This window comes from Mycobacterium sp. PSTR-4-N, from assembly GCF_022348085.1.
In the GTDB taxonomy this organism is placed as follows: domain Bacteria; phylum Actinomycetota; class Actinomycetes; order Mycobacteriales; family Mycobacteriaceae; genus Mycobacterium.
In genome coordinates this window covers 97,629-113,774 of the sequence record NZ_JAKRFN010000016.1, presented here as the reverse complement: position 1 = coordinate 113,774, position 16,146 = coordinate 97,629, and the positions used below count along the sequence as shown (strand labels likewise).

Below are 16,146 nucleotides of genomic sequence, written 5' to 3'. Positions count from 1 at the left end.
CTCTGCACCGGCTCAGGGTTGCCCTTCTCAATGCGTACCCACTAATTCGCCAGCCACAACTCGCGGCTCGTCATCGGTCGCGACCATGGCGGTGTCAGCGCGGCAGCAATCGAGTTCATCCCCAATTCGCACGCGTGGCACACGCGCACTTTCCACGCCGGGAACTCGGTCATGGTGCCGCAGCGGTCGCAGAATCCCCAGTGGTTCATGGCTTCACGCACCCCACCGCGACGTCGTATGAGCCGCATGCGGTGCACTCCCAGCCCCACGGTCGATCCTCCACGGCCCCACGGTCGCAGGTGATGCACCGCCGCTCAGATGCCTCGATGAACGCGGCGATCGCATCCTCGAATGTCTCGCAGGCCGCGCCGTCCTCGTTTTCGTCGAATCCGGTCGGATAGTCGACGTTCCAGGGCAAGTGGTAGCCGTCGTCGATCTTGTAGATGGTGAACTTGTCGCTCACTCCCCCCACCTCTCCCCACACACGCACTCACACAGCTCGCCGTGCCCCTCGTCCTCGATGCACCGATGCGAGAGCCAGCTACCCGTGCCCTCGATGCCGCAGCGGCCGGGGTGGATGGCCATGCAGACGTAGGGGTCGGGGGTGCCGCTCATGACGTCGCCGACCGCATCGTCAGGACGTACAGACAGCCGCCCATGTCGTCGTCGGGGTCTTCGTAGTCGAAGTCGTAGACGCCGGGCGGGTAGAGCTCGCGGTAATTGATCTGGTCAAACTCAATGTCCCACTCGGGCATCCAGCAGCCCATGTCGCGAATGCAGATCATCCCGGCGACCCAGCGGTGTTCCTCGCCGTGCATTTCGCCGTCTTCGCGATCGAGCCATTCAGTGCATTCCGTCGAATGGTCCTCGTCGCAATCGGGCGGACACAGCACCCCGTCGTCGTGCCCGTGTTCGTCGACGCAGTTACACCGGTGCGTCTGCTGGCACTCGACCCAGCATTCGCAGTTCGCCCCACCGTCGGGGCAGACGATGCGGTAGTGGCGGTCGTCCTCGTCGCCGGCGACCTGGATGTGATGACCGTGATCTCTGATAACGCGGATCGTGTTCACTCGTCCCACCCCCCACACTCATCGATCCGATGGAACCCCAGCCGCTTGGCAACCGCGTCCACGTCAGCCCGCAGCTGTTCGCGTAGGGCGGTGCGCATGCGGTGCCAGAGTGGGGGCGGGGGTGGTGGCGTGTAGGGCGTGCGCATCTCGGCGTCGGCGACGGCGAGGACTGTGCGGCCGTTGATTTCGATGCGCCAGCCCGCGGAACGGAATGGCACATGCGCCGTTGCGACATTCTGACCGTACCCACCTGGCCGCCATTGCAGATCCTTGAGCGCGAACAGGTCATCTATCCGATAGCCACCCTCGTCACGCACCACCTCGACATCCGCACCCTCGGGCACGTGGCACAGTAGGGACTTGATGCGCTCGTCGTTGCGCATCAGCGAGACGATGCGATTCACCGGGCCGAGGGGGTCGGGTTCGATCAGCGCGACCCATTGCGGTGCGGTGAGCGCCTGGAACGCGAGGATGGTGTCGCGGAACATCGGCTCGGGCGGCTCGTAGGTCACGAACGTGCTCAAGTTGGGTGTCAGGTGGACCTTCACATCGCCTCCAGAATCGGATTGGGCCACACGAGCACGCGGCTCAGGTCTTCCATCGACCACCGCCGGACACCCTCGGCGCATCGGTACAGCTGGCCGACCCATCGCGTGCCGTCGGCGTGGTCGATGACGGCGTGCACCCAGTTCGCGATGTGCTGGTATGCGGGCGTTGTCGCGGTGGCCGAGTCCCAGATCAGCCGCCATTGGTTGTCGAACAGGCACATGTGGTCGCGCCCCTGTCCGGCGGGCAGTTGCTTCATTCGTGGCTCCAATTCACCAGGCGGGTAGCAAGGGTCAGCAGTTCCGTGCGTGCGGCATCATCGAGATCGGCGGGTCGGAAGCGATAGGTGATGTCGACGTAGCCTGCGTCGCCGAGTTGGCAGCGGAATCGCCATAGACCCGTTTCGGCGGTCGTGGTCATCTCGCCCAGAAGGTCAGCGAGGGGCATCAGGCGCTCAGCGAGGCCCTCGGTGTGCGCGCTCACCGCCCCCACCCCCAAGCACTCCTGCGCGTGCGTCGTCGGCGGCGGGCGAGAAACGGGCTGAATTGGCCTGTGCCGCGTCGGGCCATCCGTTCCCACGCCGGGAGGGGGGTTCGTTCGTCCTGGGCTCGCTCAGCCTCAGCGCGGGGCATCGTGGCGGTCATGCGATCCGCTCCGAGCGCGAGTAACCGGGCTGGCTCGGATCTCGAGCACCGAAGTGCAGCTGCCAGATCGTGCCGTCCGCGAGTTCAATCGTCGCGTACCAGGCCGACTCGTCAGTGGCCTCGAAGTGCACCATGCGCACGTCGCGAGCCAGGAAGTCGTCGAGGTGGCCGTTGGCATCGTCGACAACTCGCGGCTCAAGGCTCGCCGCGTCGATCGGCTCAGGCTCACGGGTCTGTTCCAGCGCAAGTGCGACCACCGCCGGCACCCATGCCGTCGACAGGCCAGCTGCGAGCTCGTCAGCCGCGCGCTCGGCGAGTTCCCGGGCGCTCATGCCTCGACCCCCCGCGCCCGCTGAGCCTTCCGCTGCTGGATCTTCTCGAGCTCAGCCTTGGCCAGTGCGCGACCGTGCGCCGACTCGGTGGCGTGGTCGACGTGGTCGCACAGGACCAGGCCGCGGTAGCCGTCGTCATCGCACAGGCCGCAGTCGACGATGGCCTGGGCGGGGTCGATGGCGTCGAGGTTGACGGTGCCGTCGGGGTTGAGGCTCACAGCGCATCACCCCGGCGGATCTCGTCTGGCGTGACGTAGCGCCATGGCCCATAACGGACCTCGCGCACGATGATCGCCGCACCGTCGCGGTAGTCGGGCAGATCCTCGATCGCGTTGTAGAGCTCATCGGTGAGGGCCCGCGCGCAGCCACCCCGGTCAGGCTCGATCGCGTATTCGAGGGTTCGCTCGCCGTCGTCATCGGTTCCCCCGATCGCCCAAAACATCGCCTGGGGGTCGTCGATGACGCGCTGGGCTGCGAGTGCGGCGTAGTCGTCGTTGTCCTCGCAGTCGGTGAGGGATGCTCGCGTCTCAGGCATTGCCGACCGCCTTGCCTGGCAGCGCCACCCCAGTGCGCCGGCGGATCTGAGCGAGCACCGCGGCGTCGTTGGACTTCGACTCCCCGAGCGCCTCGAGGTCGCTGCGGTCCGAGCTGCGGTCGCGACGGTCTCGTCGGACCTCCCGAGCGAAGTGGATGATCTCGGCCGGCTCGGGTGCGTCAGCGTGGGTGAGTGCGCGCTTTTTCACGCCCTTGACGAGATCGGGCAGCGTCAGCCGGTATTCGTTGAACAGCTCGGCCCAGATCGTCGCGGTGGCGAGCGTGGCTTCCTCGTCGTCCATGCGTGGCGCGGTGCGGCGGTGGCAAGCCGCGACGACGGTCATGACATCGAGGGCGTCTGCGGTGGTGATCATTCGAGCTCCCTGAGTTGCGTGTCGGTGTGGGCTTTTTCGGCGGCGCGTTGGCGTGCGGCGAGGTTGGCGACGGCGCGGAGCTTGCTGCCGCCGTTCGCGGTCGCGGGTGCTGCGCGCTCTCGGACCACGTCGGCGGCCAGCGATGGCAGCAGGCCCACTCCCGAGCCGGGCTTGCCGAGCCAGCGGCGCAGCGCCTCGGCCACGATGTCGCCGTCGAGCCGGTCGCCGTTGATGAGCTGGCTGGCCTGGATGCGCAGACCGGCGCGCACCGAGTCGGGGATCGTCGGCGGGATCAGCGTCGAGACGAGCCGGGAGGCGCTGGGGGCCACTGGGGCCGACAGGCCGCGCTCGTCGCCGCCTACGTTTGGCGAGCTTTCCTCGGTAGGTGAGTTCTCTTCTGGGTTGGGTTGGGTTGGGTTGGTACCGGGGGTTCGGCGTCCGTCACGCGGTGTGTCACGCCGTGACTCCTGTTGTGACCCTTGACGTGACTTGGCTTTGCGGAGTCGGGCCGCTTCTCGCTCGGCCTCGATCTTCTCGCGGCTGTCCTGGCGGCCCGGGCCGAGGAACTCGTGAAACTGCCACCCCTTCTCACCTGCCTGTTCGGCGGCGTGCCAGAAGCCAGCCTCGACAAGGCGCTTGGCCTTCGCGATCCCCTTGGGCTGTTGCCGAACCCACCATTCGGGGATGAATCCGTCGGTGAGATAGCGCATGCACCAAGAGCCCGCGCGCAGCCACATTCCGAGCGCCTCATCGCCTGCGCGCTGAGCTTTCGGATGCCCATCAAGGCCGTCGTCGACCCGAAAATGCGGCACTAGGTTGACACCTCCGTCGTTGTCATTTCCCCCCGCGCCCAGGCCCCATGACACGTCGCACACCGCGTACGCCCGGCGCTGTGCTCACGCTCGCCGCATTCGACGCACTTGCCGGCCACGTAGCGGGCGGCGCGGGTTTCGCGGTCAGGCATCGAGGGCCTCCCCGAAGTCGAATCCGACCGCCATGGGCTTACTCAGCCGCGCGACGATCAGCGGCAGGTAGTCGGCCTCGCGCTCGATGGTGATGCAGCGCATGTGCTCATGGACGCACGCTTCGGCGGTGGTGCCGCTGCCGGCGAACGGGTCAAGGACGATGCCGCCAGGCGGCGTGACGAGGCGCACGAGCCACCGCATGAGGTCGAGCGGCTTGACGGTCGGGTGCGCGATTCCGTTGACGCTTGGCCGTTCTGAGCTCGCCGCCTTGGCCTCGTAGCGGAACACCGGGAAGAACCGGGATGCCCCACCCTCGTCGGCGCCGCGGTGCGCAACACATTCCTGCTGGCCCGCGAAGTCGCCGTAGGCGTTGCGGAACTTGTCGCTGCTGCGGCGCGTCGGGTTGGCGCCCGACTTGAGCACGCCACTCTGCCTGTCGAGCGCGTCGGCCTGGTCGCCGTCGAGCACGACGTTGGTGGGCCAACGACCCCCGTCGGCGGGCTTAAACACTTCACCCGTGCGCCCGACGCCGGTGCCGGACATGTAGACCCCACGAGCGTCGTTGTGTTGAATCGGTGTCGGCACGCGAGTCTGATCACGGTCGGCCTCGCTGACGTACTGCACCCGGCAGGCGTCGATGTTCAGCGCGCCAGTGCCGTGGGCGAGCACGTTGGCCGCTACCGTGCCCTTGAGGGGCTTGCGTCCGACGACGATCGGCTCGAAGGAAGGCTTGAGAGCGGTGCCCCAGCCTTGCCAGTGGTCAACGTCGGACTGCTCGCCCGCACGCGCGAACCGGCACGGCGTGCGGTGTCCGGCCGGATGGACACACCGGCCGCTGCCGTCGTGCCGCGCCTTGCACCGCTCGAGGTTCAGCGACTTCGGAAACCCCGAGCCGTACAGCCACGCGATGCTGTCGCGCATCTCGAACCCGACGTCCTCAACCGCAGCCGCGAGCCGGTGCCAGGTACGTGAGCCTCCAAAGCTCAGTAGGTGCCCGCCGGGTTTGAGGATGCGCAGGCATTCGCTAGCCCATTGCTCGCACCAGTCTTGGAAGTCGCGCCCGCCGCGCACAGGCCCGGCGATGATGGCTTCGTTCCCGTAGGCAGACTTCGAGCGTGGTTGCGCGCGGCCGGGGCGTGTCGCAGATTCTGGACCGAGCGACTTTCGGGCTTCGCGGTCACGTTGTGCCGCAGCACGAATTGCCGCACCATCCCATTCCTTGCCCATGAACGAGATTCCGTAGGGAGGGTCAGTGATAATCGCATCGACGCTCGCGTCGGGCAGCTCGGCAAGGACGTCGAGGCAGTCACCGTGATACAGCGTCACCGCGTCGTCGGCGTAGTACGGCTCAGGCATCGGCGCTCACCACCACGAACGGCGTGCTGTCGGGCTCCCAATCAGCAACGGCGATGCGGACATTCCGAAGCTGGTAGTAGAGCTTTCCGTCAATCTCCACGAGCCCTTGCCGGTCCAATTCCGCTCGACGCACCGCCGCCTGCACATCCGCCACCCGCACGCTGAATCGGTTGGCACGGTGGGCGCCGCGGTGGAGGTAGGCGCGGATCATGCGGCCGGGTCACCATCCCGCAGCGCGACAGTCGGTTCGGTCGGGTGCTGGCGCCACACTCGCGTCTCAGCACCGAACACCGTCTGCACAGCATCGAGACAGTCGGCCTCGTTGGTGTACGCCTCGCCGCTGGTGGCCATCGTGCGGCCGTTCTGTGCGAATGCCTTCCAGCGCCACCGTTGACCACGAGAACCCCGAGCGCCCGGTGCGCACTTGTAGACCTTGACGGTGAGCACCTTCACGCTGCTGCCCTCGCTGCCCCGTTCGTGCACTCACACCCAGGCCGGCAGTTCCCCGCCTCGGTGTGGTGCTTCCAGGTGTGCGGGCAGTCGGGGCACGTGCCGCGCGGTCGTCCTGTCGGCATGACCGGCGTGCGCACACCGCGGCCATGACCGGCGTCGCGGTAGTAGCTGCCTGTGCGGACCACGCGGTCATCAAGTCCCACCATCACGTTCGGCAGCATCGGCCGGCGACGTTCCTCGCGCTGGGCGGCCTTCGTTGTGTCCCAGGCCTTCTGCTTGGCGGTCAAGGTCATCAGATCGTCCCCATTCGTCCGAAGTTCGGTAGTGCTGGCTGTCCGTCGAGCCGCCCCCAGAGGTGCAGCACGTTGGCCGTGATGTTGACGTGCTCACCCGGTGGCACGAAGCACTGATAGGCGTGACCCTGCTCGAACACCGCGGCGTGCATCTGCTTGAGATCGCCGTAGGTCGGCATGCGCCAGGACTGGTGGTAGGAGATCGACGCGTGAATCCAGTCGACGCCCGGCTCACTGTCGGGGTCGAAGCTGACCAAGGATCGTGCGGCCTGGCCCGGTGAAGCGCCAGCCGTCGTCACCGAACTGTTCACGCGTCCAGCCTGATCCGAGCGCCTTGACGATCCGCTCGGCGTCGATTTGCGACGCACGGGCGTCGATTTGCGACGCTGTCATTCGCCCGCCCCCGAGAACTCTGGCCGATCCACGTCGCTGTCGTCCCACTCGCTGGCGGGGTTGGGGTCTGTGTGGCCCTCGTCGCCTGTCTCATCGAACAACCCGGGCTGTTCCTCGTCAGGGTCCGGCGGTTTCGGCTGCCCCTCCTTGACGCACCACTGGATCTGCAGCTTGCGGCCGTGTCGCATCTCGCCGTCACTGCGCTCGCTGGCCGATGTGCCGACGCAGCGGGCCCGCACCAGGAACACGCCCACCTCGTCGATCTCGAGCGGGTCGGTCATCGGCGCCGGTGTCTGCCCGAAGCTGTAGTAGGCCGGCGCCTTGTCGAGCAGATCGTCGGGCAGGGAGTCGAGCGCATTCGTCGACTCAAGTCCTGTTGGCTTCGTGGTGATCTCGGCCATGTGGTCAGCCCCCGATCCGCACGAGAGCCGAATCGACTGTTGCAGCGTCGATGTCGGATGGATCGTCGAGACTGGCGAGGGTGCGCCAGTGCTCAATGGCCCAGCGTGTGAACTCGACCATGGCTCGCTTGGCGGCTGCGTCTGCGTCTGCGGCTGCGGCTGCGTCTGCGTCTGCGTCTGCGTCTGCGTCTGCGGCTGCGGCTGCGGCTGCGGCTGCGGCTGCGTCTGCGGCTGCGTATGCGTCTGCGTCTGCGGCTGCGGCTGCGGCTGCGTCTGCGGCTGCGTATGCGTCTGCGTCTGCGGCTGCGGCTGCGTCTGCGTCTGCGGCTGCGGCTGCGTCTGCGTCTGCGGCTGCGGCTGCGGCTGCGTATGCGGCTGCGTATGCCCTCGCCTTCCTGGCGGCGGTTCGCGCTGAATTCCACTCAGCCGCAGGAACAGTCTCGCCGCGAGCCTCGCGCAGGCACAGCGCGGCGACCACACGGATAGCCGCAGCACCATCGGGCCGCGCGTGCTTCACCACGCCATGCTCGGGGTCGGTCAGCAGGTCGGCGAGCCACCGCCAGACGACCTCGCGCGGTGCGTCAGCGGTCCCCACAGTGCGCCAGCCGAGTTCGAGGACGATGACGCTATCCTCGGGCGAGAGAAGGTCGTCGCGCCCGGCTAGCTGGTCGTTGACGTTCTGCACCATGCGAGCCAGCGGACGCGCCGAGCACTTGGGATAGTCGGTGATCTTGGTGTCGCCGCTGATGTACGAGATCACATTCATGGCGCAGCCTTTGCCGCTTCCGGGCTGGTGCGATCCTCGTGCGAGACGCAGGGGATGGGTGATGCGGTCGAGGTCGAGGGACATGATGGTTTTCCTTTCAGTGGGTGGGTAGTGGACTGAGCGGCCCGACACACGATTTGTGTCGGTCGGTCGAACAGGGGCCGCAGCATTCGTCGGCGGCGAGGAATGAGCAGCAGCAGGAGGGCTCGCCGTCGCCCACGTCCTCGGCGCGGTCCAGCAACACTTCGGGCGGGCTCGCGATGGCGTGGTGCGCGATGTCGCGCCGCACCTCGACGGGCCAGGTGACGGATTTGACGGTCAGCAGTTCCTCGTCATATTCGCCGCCGTCCTTTCGGGTCTCGACGAGCACGCGGTCGCCGCGCTGGGGGACGCCGGCCATGTGGTTCACGGTCACGACGTCGCCGGGGATGATGCCGGGGGCTATGAGCTTGACGATCATTGGGCGGCCTCTGCTTCCCAGAACCGTTCCGGCGGATCACCTTCGATGTCCCAGTCGACGATCTCGGGCAAGTAGCTCGTGTGATGATCGTCGTCAGCGATGCGAGCCAGTCCGCGAAACCAGACGCCGTCGATCTCTTGGTCAACATGGCCGCGATACCAGTCTGATACGGCGAACTCGTCAGTGACGTCCACGCCGTGCGCCCGCATGACTTCCAGGTGTCGTTCGCCGACCTCGAAGCTGCAGTCGTAGGCGACGGTCAGCGTGCAGTTGATGGTGTAGCTCATCCCAACGTCTCCTGCACACCCTCGGCAGGCTGCTCAACGGGCACCGGCTCGAACTCTTCGTGCGTGGTCGTGTCCCCGTCCTTGATCGCCTTCCCGATCGCGGCCAGCTTGGCGACGTCCTCGGCGGTCCACTTCTCGTGATCGGCGCCGATGCGCAATTCGAGCTGCTCGACCGTGACGCCCATGGCCTCGAACGCCTTGATCACGCCGGCTGCGGTGGGGCCCTTGGGTGCGGCGGGTTGCGGTGGCTCGTCCTTGAGTGGGTCGACGGTGAACACTGCACGCCGGCCGCGAGTCACGGTCAGCGGCAGCGAGATCCGCGTGGGGATGTCGGACATAGCCGAGATGCGGATGCCCCCCACCTTGTCCTTGCCGAACGTGATCTCGGGCTCGCGGTAGATCATCAGCCGACGCCCGACGTAGGACTGCGCGTCGGTCCCCCAGGCTGCGACGAGCACGCGGCGCATCGTCTTGCTCGGCTTGTACGGTCGACCGGGCCCGAACTCGGCGGTCACGATGTTGACCGGCTGCTCATCGTTGCCGCGCTTGACGGCGGTGATGGTGACGATGCGCGGCCCGGTGAGCAGATCCTCAGCGTTGAGTTGATCGCTGCGGGGCTCGATGGATGCGGTCATGTCGACGGCGTCGGTGCTCATGCTGGTTGGCCTTTCCTCTGGGCGGCTCGTCGCAGACGGCGGCGAGCGTTCGCGGCTTCTCGATCTGATTTCTGGTAGTTGCGGGCCGACGTCTCTCGCTTGCAGACCTTGCAAGATCGCTGACTACCCGAGGTATAGATGTTGTCCTCGGTGAGCGCGTGCCCATGAATGCAGTGCGTCCGCTGGGCATTCATTGCGGCCGGGTTCTGGCTGCGCAACACGTTCTCGCGCGGAGTGACGGCCTCGAGGTGTTTCGGATTGACGCACTTGCGATTGCGGCAGAGATGGTCGATCTGCAGCCCCGCGGGGATTGGTCCCACGTGGTGCTCATAGGCCCATCGGTGCGCACCCATGTTCCTGCCCGCGCGGCCGCCGACGTGGAACTGTCCGTAGCCGTATCTGTCTATCTGGCCGGTCCATTCAATGCAGCCGCCCTCGACAGGTTGCATACGCTCGGCAAACCGTTCGGCGGCGGGGCGCGGTGGTCGTCCTGTCCTCGGCATCTAGATCACGATCTCCTGCTCGAACCGGCGCTCGGTCATATGCAGGTCGATGACCGACTCGTTGTAGGTGCGAATGATTGCGCTGGCGTTTTCCTCGAACTCTGCGGTCGCGGCCAGGATCGCGTCGAACCACACCTGCTGTGGCTCAACCCGTTTCACATATAGCGGTGTGCCGCCGCAGTAGCTCACATAATCGAGCCACTGCCGACCCGACACCAGCAAGGCGCACTGACACTGCGCCATGTTCTCGATGGGCACCTGGTCGGCGAGAATCGTCTGTAGTTGCACCTTGGCGCGGCGACTCTTGATTTCTATGAGCCCGTCCTCGCCGACCAAACCGTCTGGCGAATAACCGATCTGATGGCCCCAGCGATCTTCGACCATGAAGCCGACCTCGGTCACTGGCGCGTAGTGCTTCGAGTACAGATCTCGCGCGATCGGTTCGTCAGAGATGCCCCTGAGCATGTCGTCGGATACGTAGGTCGGGTCCGTCCACCCCGTAATCCGCTCAGCCGCCAGCAGGAACGTCAGCGCCCGCGAGGTGTCGTTGTGTGCGACCTCGGGGATCGGCGGCGAATCCTGCTCGCGCGCAAAGTCGACACGTTCGGAGTGGGCCGTCTTGATCGCCCGCCCGGTGCTCTTGCTCAGGCATGGCTCCTGCGCGGGGGCGAGACATGCTGGGCACTGATAGGCGATCGCGCCGAGTCGTCCGATGCTGAGCAGTTGGCCGACCGCCGAGGCTGTGACGATGCCGCGCCGGATGTCGAGCCACTCGTCGCTTCCCTGCGGCATGTCGGGGTGGATTTTCAACATGGAACCGCCCCCTTCTGGTCCATGACGGAATACGGCATATTCACTCGGCGCCAGGCGATTACCGCGGCTTCGGCTTCTGCGCTGCTACTGAAGCTGCCGAGTCGCACCTGCTTGCCGTTGAGCTTTGCGCGAGCCCTCCACTTGCCTGTTGGCGCATGAAATTCGACGCCGCGAATGCCCGACGCACTGTTCGCCCTCGCTCCAGCTAGGTTCTGCTTGTTGAGGCTGCCCGTCGCCAGCCGAAGGTGCGCAGGGTTGACGCAGCCGGGGTTGTGGCAGATGTGATCAATTTCCATGCCCTCCGGAATGGGACCGTTCGCCCACTCGAAAGAGACTCGGTGAGCCAACCGCGACTCGCCGTCGAGGCGAAACTTCCCGTAGCCAGCGGAGTTTTTGTAGGCCGTCCACTCCCAGCAACTTTCAGTCTTGTTCACCTTCTGCCAGAACCGAGCCGGGTCCGAACCACGCAGGCGGACAGGAGCATCCATATCCTTGCCGCGCAACTTCCGTAGATAGTGAGCCCAGCAGTAGACACCGTTGGCGGAGGGCTGGGCGCAGTTGTGATGTCGGCACTCAAGCGTCACTTCTCACCCCCCGCGAACGCAGCCAGAGCCTCGGCCCCGGTCTCAAAGCGCGATGGCGGCGGGCAATCGGTCAGCAGTTGCCCAGAGTTCGACGGCGGGCAGACGTACCAGCGATCACTTCCCGCCTTGTAGATCGCCCACTTGCTTAGGTCATGTCCCACAGCGGCTTTCACATCTCCCCCCTCACGTCATCCCCCCAGTCAGGGCACACAGCTCCCGGTCGCCGGCTGTGCTGGCAGTTGACGACGCGCTCGGCCTCGGTCATCGAACGCACGGCGCTGCGGTGTTCGTCGTGTTCAGCGGCGTGGATCGGGTTGTGGCGCAGCATGTCTTGGTCTGCGGCCCAGATGGCTGATCTCATTCGACACCGCCAATGCCACTCGGCCACGTGCCCCGCCAATTCCCGCTCCCACTGACGGAAGTGCGGCGCGTCCTCGATCGCCTGCTGGCCGAACGGCGTGTCGTCGTAACCGCAGTCGTCGTCGGCCGGTGCGGTGGGCATCGCAGCGAGGTGTTCGGCGACGCTGACTGTGCCGATGAGCAGTAGTCCGATCACTACAGGCACCCACCAGAACGGGATGCCGAACGCGCCGCCGGTCATCCCCCAGCAGATGATGCCGGCGCCGCTGCTGTAGACCATGCCTCTCATGCGGTCGCCCCCTTCGCAACTGGCAGCTCTGTCACCCAGTCCCAGATGTCCTCGACGCGGCGATCGGCGACGGGGATAGCGGCGAGTGCCAGGACGAGCAGCCGTTGCACCTCGGCGGCGGGCAGGCTGGTGAGGTAGTGCCACACGATCGCCGGATCTTGGTCCTGCACCTGGTCGGCGAGGTCGGCGATGAGGTGTGCGCGAGACACGTAGGCGCTCGGCTCATCTCCCACGATCGGCACGTGCTGGCCAGTCAGTGGGCACGTGTCGCGCTGGTCGTCAGGCTTCTTGCCGGGGGTAATCGAATGGCGGCCGTAGCGATTGCCAGCAGTGCGGACGGCGCGGTTGCAGAAGGGGCAGGTCGAGATGCCCAGGATCTCGCGGCTCACGATTCCCCCTGCCGCTCAGTCCACTTCGTCAGCTCGTCGACGAACTGCTCACCGGGGTCGGTCTGTGAGAACGGCGAGCACAAGCGCGACTCGATGCACGCGAGGTCTGCCCAGTTGTCGATGCCGAGCTCCTGGGCCGAGCGTGCGAGCATGGTGATCCCGTTCTCGGCCTGCTCGCGGGTGTCGAACACGACGGGCTCGCGGTCGCACTGGGTGCCGAACAGGTGCGAGTGCTGGCAGCGGGTGTAGAGCTCACCGTTGGGCAGGCGGATGGCGAACTGTGTTGCGAAGTCGCTCACGCGGTCACCCCGCGATCGTGCTCAATCGCCTTGTCGGGATCTTGGTCGCGCCAGTCCGGCCACACGCGGGCCTCGTTCTTCGCCTGCTTCGCCTTGACGGCAGCGATGATCTCCTGGGGGTCTGCGCCGGTCCGCTGTGCACCGTCGAGCGCGAGGATGATGACGTCGGCCCACTCGCTCAGATCATCAGGTGCCGAGCGGATCTCGTCGAGTTCCTTGGCGATGTGATCAAGGACGCCGTTCGTGCGTGCGCCAGGTCCGAAGGTCGCCAGGCTCCACTCGCGCTGGTGGGCGATGTGGGCCGCGTCGATGGCCGGCTTGCCGATTCCGTACTTCTCCACGATGGCCAGGGCGGTAGCGATCGAGGTTCGATGCCCTGGCCAGTAATCACGAATCAGCGCCGCGATGTCCTTGGCAATGTCGTCGCTCACAGGATCACCGCCAGTGCAGCAGCGATGAGCCAGCCGAGGGCGATGAGGTGCAGCGTGCGGTCCCAAGCTCGGGCGCGGGAGGGGCGCATCATTCGTCAGCCTCCGCAGGCCGGGTCATGCTCAGCGGGTGGTGAGTCCGAACGTCCTCGTTGTGCATGAACGCGCGGAAGTCACCTGTGCAGCGGAGGCAAAGGTCGTGACGCACGATCGATCGCGCTGGCAGCGCGATAGTGGACGGGTCTTCTTGGAAGTCCACTCGCGCGAAGTTGGCAATCGACGCGGGGGTAGCACCCTTGCAGCGATCACACTGCGTCAGCGCGCTCACAGCTCAATCCCCTGCTCAGCGCAGACCAGCCTCAGAACCGCCGAGTCGTCCGTCTCGACCGGGAGCGCGGCGAGGTCGGCGCGTAGTCGCTCGCGGTCCTCGGGTGTCAAAGCGGTTATCATCGTGGTGCTCACAGTCAGGTCTCCTGTTCCTGTTGTGGGTTGATGGCCCCCGGTGACGTCGGGGGCCATCGCTATCTCTGGGCGTGCAGAACGTGCTGAGCGGGTGCGCAATTCGTCGACGAGATCGCCGTGCCGCAGTGGGCCGAGGCAGTTCGCGGCGTGCGCCATGAGTAGCCAGTCGGGCCAGTCGCGGATCTCAGACGGATCAGGGAATGTCAGGTTTGGTGACCCAGCAGCCCCGCGGGGATCGAGGCTGCTGGGTCGTTCGGCACTCACAGGGGGGTGAGTGAGTGCCGAGTCCGCGACAGCTGCATCCGCCGCGGAGTCTGGGGTGTGCAGCGCGGCCACCATTCGGTTGTGCGCGCGCATCTGCATCGCGATGTCGACCGCCTGGCCGAGGCATGCCAGGGGAAAACGGATCAGGTTGAGGATCACAGGATCTCCAGTTCCTCGGGCGAGACGTAGATGCGCGTGCGAATCTGCGCGCGGGGGTGACGGCGGCTGCGGGCTTGGTTGCGGCCGAGCCAGATGCCGAGGGTGAAGAGGGCGGTGATGATGACCGCGACGGCTGCGTTGGTCATGGCGCCACCACGTATCCATCGCACTGATCGTTGAGGCCATCGATGTCGTGCTGGGCGGCTGAGCGATTGCAGACGAGGCAAAGTGCTGCACCGGAAACGCTATTGGCATAATTCCGTCCATTCGACCGCGGGTGAACGACGCTGTCCTCGGTGCAAAGAGTCCCCACATGGCCGGTCTCGGGGTGCATCATCCGGCGCTTGATCACCATTCGCGCTTTCGCTCGCTTGTCCGAGGGGAGCTGGCGCACTAGGCCCTCCACCCGGTCGGCTGCTTCACCCGGCGTGGTGGGGCTCTGCTGAATGCCGACCTCCGCGATCTGTCGCAAGCTCTCGACATGGCCGCGGATGACGTTGGGAACGTTGCGCCATCCGTCGTAGATGTTGACTAGTTCGGTCTGCAGTAGATCCAGGTGCGCGAAGGTGCACCGCCGCAACTCGTCGCTCATGCGGCACCTCGGGCGAATGCGGCGAGGGCTTCTGCGCCGGTGGGGAAATTGGTCTCGGTGTACTGCTGGCCTGGAATCCCTGCTGGCGATGACACGTTCCAGCACTCGGCGTCATCGGAGCGGAAGATCCACCACTTGCGGGTGTCCATGAATGCGTCGCGCTTCACGACACCACCGCCAGCTCGGTTGTAATCATGCGGCACTCCTGAGAATCTCAGCCACCTGCGCGTCGAGGTGCCCAGCGGCATCCCACGAGAAGAGGGCACCGGCGACCGCGGTCAGCTCAGCTGCAGACAGGTCATTGGTCGACGCGATTGAGCGGCAAGTGATGAACGAGTAGATCGCTAGTCGTTCGGCGCGAGACACGTTGGCGCGATTGAGGATGGCGAAGATTTGGCCGCGGGGATTGGTGCTCACTTGACCCCCTCTTTCCGCCTGAACGCCGCCGCCCGACCGCACCGCTTGCACTTGGGCCGGCCGCACTTCTCGGCGCCGCAGAGACGCCGCTGGGCGATCAGGCCGTCGAGCACGGCGCGGAAGGGCTTCGTGGGGGCTTGGGCGGGGCCGCGGGAGTAGCCGGTCATCGGAGCGCCGCCTCGAGGTCAGCCTCGAAGCGCGCCAGCTTCACACCGAGCGCGGCCGAGACGTAGCCGAGCACGTAGGCGTCCCAGTTCTCGGCCGGCAGGCTGTCGGCAGACGCTTCGGCCTTGGCGAAGATGTCGGCGACCTGGGCCTGGGTGTAGCGGCGGGCGGTCATGCGGGCACCTCGCCGGTGAGGAGCGCCAGCACATCAGACCGCCAGAAGCGCCGATGACCAGTGGGTGTGCGAACTGCCGTGATGCGCCCGCTCTTTTCCCAACGCTTCAGCGTGTCGACTGACACGCCAATGAGCTGGGCAGATTGGGCGGGCGGCAAGAGTTCGTCGGGAATCGCAGGATGCTTGCCTTGCATGGGGTAGATACAAGCATGCTTGCCCGACAATGGCAAGCATCCTTGCTAAAAGTAAGTGAGCGGCGTGTCTCAGCGCTTTAGTGTGTTAAAGCTACCTATTGCCCCGGTTTGCCTGTGTATGCAATAGTTTGCGCATGATAGTTCAACCGGAACAAGGATCATTCGTTCCCGTGTGGTCATTCGGTGATCGAATTCGCAAGGCGCGCAATGAGGCCGACATGACACAGGCAGAGTTCGCCACTGCGATCGGCGTTAAAGAGGGCTCGCTCGCAGCCTGGGAGACCGACCGCGCGACGCCGCGAGACATCGTAGCGGTCGCGAAGCGCGTGGAGCTACTTACTCGCATTCCGGCGGCATGGTTGCTCGGTCTGCCAATGCCAGATTTGCCGCTCCCCCGGCTGGACTCGAACCAGCAACCCTTCGGTTAACAGCCGAATGCTCTGCCAATTGAGCTACAGGGGATTGCCCTCCCGCAGACTGTGCGCCGCGGGCCAGAGAGCACTCTAGCCTATGGCGGGACGCG

The 16,146-nt window shown here is 65.9% G+C and carries 36 protein-coding genes and 1 tRNA gene; 1 reads left to right on the top strand and 36 read right to left on the bottom strand.

Features of this window, described 5'->3' with window-relative positions; all coding sequences use genetic code 11:
- Nucleotides 1-205: 205 nt before the first annotated feature.
- The 35 genes from MHN84_RS20285 to MHN84_RS20115 form a co-directional block, all read right to left on the bottom strand.
- Nucleotides 206-463: a hypothetical protein gene (locus tag MHN84_RS20285; protein WP_241206296.1), complete on the bottom strand. Its 258-nt coding sequence runs from the start codon at nt 461-463 to the stop codon at nt 206-208.
- Nucleotides 460-615: a hypothetical protein gene (locus MHN84_RS20280; protein WP_241206295.1), complete on the bottom strand. Its 156-nt coding sequence runs from the start codon at nt 613-615 to the stop codon at nt 460-462. The genes MHN84_RS20285 and MHN84_RS20280 overlap by 4 nt, the downstream gene beginning before the upstream one ends.
- Complete coding sequence (locus MHN84_RS20275) at nt 612-1,070, bottom strand: hypothetical protein (RefSeq protein ID WP_241206294.1); 459 nt, start codon at nt 1,068-1,070, stop codon at nt 612-614. Before MHN84_RS20275 ends, MHN84_RS20280 begins: the two co-directional genes overlap by 4 nt.
- Nucleotides 1,067-1,618 (bottom strand): hypothetical protein, encoded by a 552-nt coding sequence (locus MHN84_RS20270; protein ID WP_241206293.1) that lies wholly within the window; start codon nt 1,616-1,618, stop codon nt 1,067-1,069. Before MHN84_RS20270 ends, MHN84_RS20275 begins: the two co-directional genes overlap by 4 nt.
- Nucleotides 1,615-1,875 (bottom strand): hypothetical protein, encoded by a 261-nt coding sequence (locus tag MHN84_RS20265; protein WP_241206292.1) that lies wholly within the window; start codon nt 1,873-1,875, stop codon nt 1,615-1,617. The genes MHN84_RS20270 and MHN84_RS20265 overlap by 4 nt, the downstream gene beginning before the upstream one ends.
- A complete protein-coding gene (locus tag MHN84_RS20260) occupies nt 1,872-2,099 on the bottom strand; it encodes a hypothetical protein (protein WP_241206291.1) in 228 nt (75 codons plus the stop codon). The genes MHN84_RS20265 and MHN84_RS20260 overlap by 4 nt, the downstream gene beginning before the upstream one ends.
- Before the next feature lie 157 nt (nt 2,100-2,256).
- A complete protein-coding gene (locus MHN84_RS20255; protein WP_241206290.1) occupies nt 2,257-2,592 on the bottom strand; it encodes a hypothetical protein in 336 nt (111 codons plus the stop codon).
- Complete coding sequence (locus MHN84_RS20250) at nt 2,589-2,810, bottom strand: hypothetical protein (RefSeq protein WP_241206289.1); 222 nt, start codon at nt 2,808-2,810, stop codon at nt 2,589-2,591. The genes MHN84_RS20255 and MHN84_RS20250 overlap by 4 nt, the downstream gene beginning before the upstream one ends.
- Entirely contained in the window at nt 2,807-3,127 is a 321-nt protein-coding gene (locus MHN84_RS20245; RefSeq protein ID WP_241206288.1) for a hypothetical protein, read from the bottom strand. Before MHN84_RS20245 ends, MHN84_RS20250 begins: the two co-directional genes overlap by 4 nt.
- Entirely contained in the window at nt 3,120-3,500 is a 381-nt protein-coding gene (locus MHN84_RS20240) for a hypothetical protein (RefSeq protein WP_241206287.1), read from the bottom strand. The genes MHN84_RS20245 and MHN84_RS20240 overlap by 8 nt, the downstream gene beginning before the upstream one ends.
- Nucleotides 3,497-4,237, bottom strand: a complete 741-nt coding sequence (locus MHN84_RS20235; protein ID WP_241206286.1) for a hypothetical protein — start codon at nt 4,235-4,237, stop codon at nt 3,497-3,499. Before MHN84_RS20235 ends, MHN84_RS20240 begins: the two co-directional genes overlap by 4 nt.
- A gap of 219 nt (nt 4,238-4,456) precedes the next feature.
- On the bottom strand, nt 4,457-5,821 hold the full coding sequence (locus MHN84_RS20230) for a site-specific DNA-methyltransferase (protein ID WP_241206285.1): 1,365 nt from the start codon (nt 5,819-5,821) through the stop codon (nt 4,457-4,459).
- The gene (locus MHN84_RS20225; protein WP_241206284.1) at nt 5,814-6,032 is read right to left on the bottom strand and encodes a hypothetical protein; all 219 of its coding nucleotides are present in this window, start codon (nt 6,030-6,032) and stop codon (nt 5,814-5,816) included. Before MHN84_RS20225 ends, MHN84_RS20230 begins: the two co-directional genes overlap by 8 nt.
- Nucleotides 6,029-6,274 (bottom strand): DUF1508 domain-containing protein, encoded by a 246-nt coding sequence (locus MHN84_RS20220; protein WP_241206283.1) that lies wholly within the window; start codon nt 6,272-6,274, stop codon nt 6,029-6,031. The genes MHN84_RS20225 and MHN84_RS20220 overlap by 4 nt, the downstream gene beginning before the upstream one ends.
- Nucleotides 6,271-6,567, bottom strand: coding sequence for a hypothetical protein (locus MHN84_RS20215; RefSeq protein WP_241206282.1), 297 nt, complete (start codon nt 6,565-6,567; stop codon nt 6,271-6,273). The genes MHN84_RS20220 and MHN84_RS20215 overlap by 4 nt, the downstream gene beginning before the upstream one ends.
- Nucleotides 6,567-6,878 carry a hypothetical protein gene (locus MHN84_RS20210; RefSeq protein WP_241206281.1) on the bottom strand — a complete coding sequence of 104 codons (312 nt, stop codon included), beginning with the start codon at nt 6,876-6,878 and terminating at the stop codon, nt 6,567-6,569. Before MHN84_RS20210 ends, MHN84_RS20215 begins: the two co-directional genes overlap by 1 nt.
- A 78-nt stretch (nt 6,879-6,956) precedes the next feature.
- Nucleotides 6,957-7,361, bottom strand: coding sequence for a hypothetical protein (locus MHN84_RS20205; RefSeq protein WP_241206280.1), 405 nt, complete (start codon nt 7,359-7,361; stop codon nt 6,957-6,959).
- Nucleotides 7,362-7,365: 4 nt separating this feature from the next.
- Nucleotides 7,366-8,127, bottom strand: a complete 762-nt coding sequence (locus tag MHN84_RS20200) for a hypothetical protein (protein ID WP_241206279.1) — start codon at nt 8,125-8,127, stop codon at nt 7,366-7,368.
- A gap of 97 nt (nt 8,128-8,224) precedes the next feature.
- On the bottom strand, nt 8,225-8,587 hold the full coding sequence (locus MHN84_RS20195) for a hypothetical protein (RefSeq protein WP_241206278.1): 363 nt from the start codon (nt 8,585-8,587) through the stop codon (nt 8,225-8,227).
- Nucleotides 8,584-8,874: a hypothetical protein gene (locus MHN84_RS20190; protein ID WP_241206277.1), complete on the bottom strand. Its 291-nt coding sequence runs from the start codon at nt 8,872-8,874 to the stop codon at nt 8,584-8,586. Before MHN84_RS20190 ends, MHN84_RS20195 begins: the two co-directional genes overlap by 4 nt.
- Complete coding sequence (locus MHN84_RS20185; RefSeq protein WP_241206276.1) at nt 8,871-9,530, bottom strand: hypothetical protein; 660 nt, start codon at nt 9,528-9,530, stop codon at nt 8,871-8,873. The genes MHN84_RS20190 and MHN84_RS20185 overlap by 4 nt, the downstream gene beginning before the upstream one ends.
- A complete protein-coding gene (locus tag MHN84_RS20180; RefSeq protein ID WP_241206275.1) occupies nt 9,527-9,979 on the bottom strand; it encodes an HNH endonuclease signature motif containing protein in 453 nt (150 codons plus the stop codon). Before MHN84_RS20180 ends, MHN84_RS20185 begins: the two co-directional genes overlap by 4 nt.
- A 54-nt stretch (nt 9,980-10,033) precedes the next feature.
- A complete protein-coding gene (locus MHN84_RS20175; RefSeq protein ID WP_241206274.1) occupies nt 10,034-10,846 on the bottom strand; it encodes a YqaJ viral recombinase family protein in 813 nt (270 codons plus the stop codon).
- Nucleotides 10,840-11,349 carry an HNH endonuclease gene (locus MHN84_RS20170; protein ID WP_241206273.1) on the bottom strand — a complete coding sequence of 170 codons (510 nt, stop codon included), beginning with the start codon at nt 11,347-11,349 and terminating at the stop codon, nt 10,840-10,842. Before MHN84_RS20170 ends, MHN84_RS20175 begins: the two co-directional genes overlap by 7 nt.
- 250 nt (nt 11,350-11,599) lie before the next feature.
- Nucleotides 11,600-12,079, bottom strand: a complete 480-nt coding sequence (locus MHN84_RS20165) for a hypothetical protein (RefSeq protein ID WP_241206272.1) — start codon at nt 12,077-12,079, stop codon at nt 11,600-11,602.
- Complete coding sequence (locus tag MHN84_RS20160; RefSeq protein WP_241206271.1) at nt 12,076-12,468, bottom strand: hypothetical protein; 393 nt, start codon at nt 12,466-12,468, stop codon at nt 12,076-12,078. The genes MHN84_RS20165 and MHN84_RS20160 overlap by 4 nt, the downstream gene beginning before the upstream one ends.
- On the bottom strand, nt 12,465-12,767 hold the full coding sequence (locus MHN84_RS20155) for a hypothetical protein (RefSeq protein ID WP_241206270.1): 303 nt from the start codon (nt 12,765-12,767) through the stop codon (nt 12,465-12,467). Before MHN84_RS20155 ends, MHN84_RS20160 begins: the two co-directional genes overlap by 4 nt.
- The gene (locus MHN84_RS20150; RefSeq protein WP_241206269.1) at nt 12,764-13,198 is read right to left on the bottom strand and encodes a dATP/dGTP pyrophosphohydrolase domain-containing protein; all 435 of its coding nucleotides are present in this window, start codon (nt 13,196-13,198) and stop codon (nt 12,764-12,766) included. Before MHN84_RS20150 ends, MHN84_RS20155 begins: the two co-directional genes overlap by 4 nt.
- A 321-nt stretch (nt 13,199-13,519) precedes the next feature.
- Nucleotides 13,520-14,080, bottom strand: coding sequence for a hypothetical protein (locus MHN84_RS20145; RefSeq protein WP_241206268.1), 561 nt, complete (start codon nt 14,078-14,080; stop codon nt 13,520-13,522).
- Nucleotides 14,077-14,226 carry a hypothetical protein gene (locus tag MHN84_RS20140; protein WP_241206267.1) on the bottom strand — a complete coding sequence of 50 codons (150 nt, stop codon included), beginning with the start codon at nt 14,224-14,226 and terminating at the stop codon, nt 14,077-14,079. The genes MHN84_RS20145 and MHN84_RS20140 overlap by 4 nt, the downstream gene beginning before the upstream one ends.
- On the bottom strand, nt 14,223-14,672 hold the full coding sequence (locus tag MHN84_RS20135; protein WP_241206266.1) for a hypothetical protein: 450 nt from the start codon (nt 14,670-14,672) through the stop codon (nt 14,223-14,225). Before MHN84_RS20135 ends, MHN84_RS20140 begins: the two co-directional genes overlap by 4 nt.
- Nucleotides 14,669-14,839: a hypothetical protein gene (locus tag MHN84_RS20130; protein ID WP_241206265.1), complete on the bottom strand. Its 171-nt coding sequence runs from the start codon at nt 14,837-14,839 to the stop codon at nt 14,669-14,671. Before MHN84_RS20130 ends, MHN84_RS20135 begins: the two co-directional genes overlap by 4 nt.
- 25 nt (nt 14,840-14,864) lie before the next feature.
- Complete coding sequence (locus tag MHN84_RS20125) at nt 14,865-15,089, bottom strand: hypothetical protein (RefSeq protein WP_241206264.1); 225 nt, start codon at nt 15,087-15,089, stop codon at nt 14,865-14,867.
- Between the two features lie 163 nt (nt 15,090-15,252).
- Nucleotides 15,253-15,429, bottom strand: coding sequence for a hypothetical protein (locus tag MHN84_RS20120; RefSeq protein ID WP_241206263.1), 177 nt, complete (start codon nt 15,427-15,429; stop codon nt 15,253-15,255).
- Nucleotides 15,426-15,623 carry a helix-turn-helix domain-containing protein gene (locus MHN84_RS20115; RefSeq protein WP_241206262.1) on the bottom strand — a complete coding sequence of 66 codons (198 nt, stop codon included), beginning with the start codon at nt 15,621-15,623 and terminating at the stop codon, nt 15,426-15,428. Before MHN84_RS20115 ends, MHN84_RS20120 begins: the two co-directional genes overlap by 4 nt.
- A gap of 134 nt (nt 15,624-15,757) precedes the next feature.
- Between MHN84_RS20115 and MHN84_RS30010 the strand changes: the two genes are divergently transcribed.
- The gene (locus MHN84_RS30010) at nt 15,758-16,051 is read left to right on the top strand and encodes a multiprotein-bridging factor 1 family protein (RefSeq protein ID WP_374238396.1); all 294 of its coding nucleotides are present in this window, start codon (nt 15,758-15,760) and stop codon (nt 16,049-16,051) included.
- On the opposite strand, the gene MHN84_RS20110 is transcribed toward MHN84_RS30010, so the two are convergent.
- A tRNA-Asn gene (locus tag MHN84_RS20110) sits at nt 16,013-16,085 on the bottom strand. The genes MHN84_RS30010 and MHN84_RS20110 overlap by 39 nt on opposite strands.
- Nucleotides 16,086-16,146 lie beyond the last annotated feature (61 nt).